This is a genomic window from Streptomyces sp. NPDC059534, from assembly GCF_042743475.1.
Classification (GTDB): Bacteria; Actinomycetota; Actinomycetes; order Streptomycetales; family Streptomycetaceae; genus Streptomyces.
The window spans coordinates 1-3,752 of sequence record NZ_JBHWAQ010000108.1 but is presented as its reverse complement, the minus strand read 5'-3'; the positions used below and the strand labels follow the sequence as shown (position 1 = coordinate 3,752).

4 protein-coding genes are annotated in these 3,752 nt (G+C 65.9%); 1 reads left to right on the top strand and 3 read right to left on the bottom strand.

Annotation, left to right across the window (positions count from 1 at the left end; all coding sequences use genetic code 11):
- The first annotated feature begins 142 nt into the window (after window positions 1-142).
- The gene (locus ACFVZH_RS40000) at window positions 143-499 is read left to right on the top strand and encodes a hypothetical protein (protein ID WP_384905536.1); all 357 of its coding nucleotides are present in this window, start codon (window positions 143-145) and stop codon (window positions 497-499) included.
- 25 nt (window positions 500-524) lie between these two features.
- Here ACFVZH_RS40000 and ACFVZH_RS39995 read toward each other — a convergent pair whose 3' ends face one another.
- From ACFVZH_RS39995 to ACFVZH_RS39985, 3 genes are read right to left on the bottom strand one after another with little or no spacing between them, the layout of a single operon-like run.
- The gene (locus ACFVZH_RS39995) at window positions 525-2,054 is read right to left on the bottom strand and encodes a hypothetical protein (RefSeq protein ID WP_384905534.1); all 1,530 of its coding nucleotides are present in this window, start codon (window positions 2,052-2,054) and stop codon (window positions 525-527) included.
- Window positions 2,051-2,386 carry a helix-turn-helix domain-containing protein gene (locus ACFVZH_RS39990; RefSeq protein ID WP_384905532.1) on the bottom strand — a complete coding sequence of 112 codons (336 nt, stop codon included), beginning with the start codon at window positions 2,384-2,386 and terminating at the stop codon, window positions 2,051-2,053. Before ACFVZH_RS39990 ends, ACFVZH_RS39995 begins: the two co-directional genes overlap by 4 nt.
- A complete protein-coding gene (locus ACFVZH_RS39985) occupies window positions 2,383-3,414 on the bottom strand; it encodes a tyrosine-type recombinase/integrase (RefSeq protein ID WP_384905530.1) in 1,032 nt (343 codons plus the stop codon). The genes ACFVZH_RS39990 and ACFVZH_RS39985 overlap by 4 nt, the downstream gene beginning before the upstream one ends.
- Window positions 3,415-3,752 lie beyond the last annotated feature (338 nt).

Genomic DNA, 3,752 nt, shown 5'->3' with positions numbered 1-3,752 from the left:
GGTACTGGTGGGCTCGCGTATTCAACTGTCGTGAGTATTGCTGCCAAAGCGTCGGTGCAGTCACTGTCTGTTGGGGTGCCGCAGGTCATGGTCTGTGCTGGCAGCCCCTCGCGTTCTGGCCGTTGGTGGATAACCTGCCTTCATGCCGCTGAACGTCCCCAAGGAGATCAAGTGTGTGAACAAGCAGGTCCTCGTAGAGCTGAGTTCGAGGAGCGAGCGCCTCAACCTTGGCAGGGGACGCGAGCCTGGATGGCTTGATCAGTACCTGACCGACGATGCGACGGGGTCTCTGCGCGCGATCCTTCTTGAGCGCCCTCCCAAGCCCTGTTATCGCTGCCTCGTCCTGATCAAGCGGGCCGACCGGGAAGTCGAGCACTTCCTGCTCGACGTGCTGCCGGAGGATTTCGACCGGCTTGAGAACATCGTCGGCGAGGATCTGCTCACGTTCACGCGCTGGGCGTTGTCCCAGTTTCCGTTGAGTCCTCTTCCTGCGGAGTAGCAGGTTCATTCGGCCGACCGCAGATTCAGGCATTGCTCTGTGGGGTCCAGCCGGGTGGTGACCGCCAGTGGTCTCCGGCGGCGTATCGGCTCCAGTTGCCTCCGGCCTCGGACGCGAGCTTGGCTGTGGTGACCCGGTGATAGCCGAGAGCCTCAGCGACGACCGGCGCGGGCATTTCCAGAACGTGTTGCCGGATCGCGGCTGTGCGGCCAGCCGTGGTGGGGATGCCGATGTCGTTGATGAGTGCGGCAAGAGCGTCGGGGTGCATCGGTTGTCCGGCCCGGCGACCGGGAAACAGCCACCGGGAGGCGTGGTTGGTCGCGGTGTTCATGTTGTCCCGGCTGCTGATCCAACGATGTAGCAGTTCCGCGAGCGGTTCTGGCACTGGGGACGGCGGTTCGCCGAGGCGGAGAAACGTCTGGTCGTTGCTGTGGCCGACGTCGTCCAGGGTGAGGCGCACGACTCGGCTGAGTGGTTGGGCATAGAGCAGGACGATCACGCCCGCGACCCGAGTACGAAGCGGTAGGTCCAGGTCGGTGAGGAGCTGCCCGATCAGTTCCAGTCGTTCGGGCTGAGGCATCGGGGTGGCCCGGCGGATGTGGACCGGGGGCAGCCGGAAGGGCCGGGTGAGCTTGCTGGCCGAGCACCAGAGCAGGAAGGCTCGCATTGTGTTGCGGGTGTACTCGTTCTGCTCGGTGTGCCAGGCGTCGATGCCGGTCTGGCCGCAGGTGCCAAGGGTGTGATCACGGGCGGCGAGCCAGGTGAGGAAGGCTGTGGCCTGCTTAACCTGGTCAGCGGCATGTCGACGGGCTGCCGGGGTGATCGGCTTCTTCTGGGTGCTGGTCCGCAGGCGTGGGAGCACTTCCCAGGTGGCGAACCGGCGGATGACCTGAGCGTGGTCCGGGTCAGGAATGTCGGCGAGGTGGCCGATGAGCCACCGTTCGAGCGAGCAGATCCGCTTGTCGACGGCAGGTAGGACACCGCAGGACATGAGGAGTTCCCGCAGGTGGGCGGCGGCCCTCCAGGGTTCGAGGCTGTGGAAGGCTTCGTGGGTCAGCTCGATGTCGCCGGTGGCGAGTCGGCGTAGCCAGTCGGCGGTGGAGTCGGGGCGTTCCTTGTTCCGGTCGAGCCAGGCGAGGCCGGACAACGGACTGTCCATGGTGCGGAGCGAGTCGGCCAGCGGAACGAGTTGGGGGCGGATGCGGCCGGTGCCGTCGTCCAGTAGCTGGGATAGCCGGTCGGCAACGGTGCAGCGGGTGCAGAGCCGGCCTCTGTGCAGCTTGCCTTCCTCTCCGCAGCGGGAGCATCGATAGGACATCATGAAGCCCGCGCAGTCGGAGCAGATCGGCATGCGGTCGCTCGGACGTAGGCCGGGAAGAGCACGCTCGACTCGGCATTCGGGACAGGTTCCACGAACGCAGAGAGCTTTGTCGTGGCAGGTGCGGCAGACATAGCCGTCGGGCCAGCGGGCGGCGAACCAGCCGTGGCGTTGACAGCGGGTGCACGTCCTCTTGTGCCAGCGTTCGCACTCCTCGGGGGTGTAGGTGGGGCTCACTCGTCAGGAAGGATTCGGGCCGGTCGGGGCCGCAGTTTCGCGACCGCCGTCGGCAAGGCGGGGAGATCACCGGTCGCGGTCTTGCGGACTCCGGCGTTCTCGGCGGTCGTGGTGACCAGGTCTGCCGGCGTGCAGGAGAAGATGTCGCAGAGCGCGGCCAGGACCTGGAGCGACAACCGCTCGGGGGTGCCGGAGACCAGTCGGTGGACCTGGGAAGCTGACAGTTCGATGCCGCGGTCGCGTAGTAGCGGCACCAGCTCCGTTGTGGTGAACATGCCGTGCGTGCCCATTAGTTCGCGCAGCTTCCACGTGTAGCCGACCTTGCGTTTCACCTCTGCCTCCCGGCCTGGCTGTTCAGGGCGGCGGCAACGGTGCCGTCCAGATGTCGGCGGAGTGTGCGGGTGCGGAAGTCGGAGCTCACGCAGGTGTAGATCGCAGTCGTGCTTGCGTGGTCGTGACCGACCTGCTCCTGAACGAAGCGTGGGTCCCAGCCAGCCTCGATCAGATGGGTGACGTAGGACCTGCGGAAGGAATGGAAGTCCAGTCCCTCGTCCAGGCCAAGGGCCTGGCGGTAGGTGATGAACCGGGAGTTGAGCCGCTGGCAGCCGATCCGCAGTCCGCGCTCGGAGGGCCAGGCGGCCGGGTTCCCTTCGCCCCCAAACAGCGGCCGGACCTCGGTGAACCACTCGTCCAGGATGTCGGGGGCCCAGTCCCAGACGGTCAGCACTGTGCGTCGCTTGGGCGGTGAGCCCTTCTTGGCTTTGCCGAACCGGACGCGGCACAGACCGAACTCGCCGTACTCGGCACCATGAGGGTTGCGGCCGAAGTCAGCGGCGTCCAGCATCCGTGTTTCGTTGCGTCGCGTGCCGAAGGCGTACGCGGTTTTGAACAACGTCGCATCGCGGAACGCGGGCAGCCAGCCCTTGCGGCCGAAGGCCCGGATGCGGGCCACCTCGTCGTCGCAGTGAGCGAAGAAGGCGTGCAGCTCGGCCTTGGTGAAGGCGCGCTTCTTCGCATCGGACTCGTTGTCCTGGACGTGCACCGCGGTGTTCCACTCGTGCACGATCTGGACCGGATGGGAGCCGAACTGCTCTTCACACGTGCTGGCCCATTCGTAGAGGGGGTCGGTGGCGAAGTGGCAGAAGGAGCGGATGGCCTCGGAGTACGAGCGGATCGTCGAACGCTTCAGATCACGCAATGAGCGCAGGTCACCGAGCCATTCATCCACCATGGCCGGCGTCCACTGCCAGGGGAAGGCGTTCACGTAGGCGGTGAACGCCTTCACCGTGTTCTCCCGCCCTTCGACAGTCGAGCGGGCCAGGTTCCGCGCGAGTTGCTGATTCGCGAATCCGCCCAGCATCGCGGAGAAGACCTGTTCCTCCGGCCGCAGCAGTGCGACGCCGTCCGTCAGGTGCAGTCTCGCCGCCCCCGGGACCGTCCCGTTGAACCTCACTGTCCACCACTCTCCGTAGCTCGCATCCAATGCGAGAAAACCGCATCGGATGCGAGTCGGGGGCGAAACCGCAGGCCGTCCATCCGGACGAGTGACACCGGCTGGCCATCGGGACTTGCCAGCCGCTACCGTCACGCGACGCAATGGAGCCTGATGTCCCTGTTCAGCGAGGTGTCCTCCGCCCTGCTGGTGCCGACACAGCAACTGTCGCCAGTTCGCATCCGATGCAATTGGCGGCGCTTGGA

Coding starts and splice junctions, on each gene's coding strand:
- ACFVZH_RS40000 (WP_384905536.1), top strand. CDS start 143: ATGCCGCTGAACGTCCCCAAGGAGATCAAGTGTGTGAACAAGCAGGTC.
- ACFVZH_RS39985 (WP_384905530.1), bottom strand. CDS start 3,414: ATGCTGGGCGGATTCGCGAATCAGCAACTCGCGCGGAACCTGGCCCGC.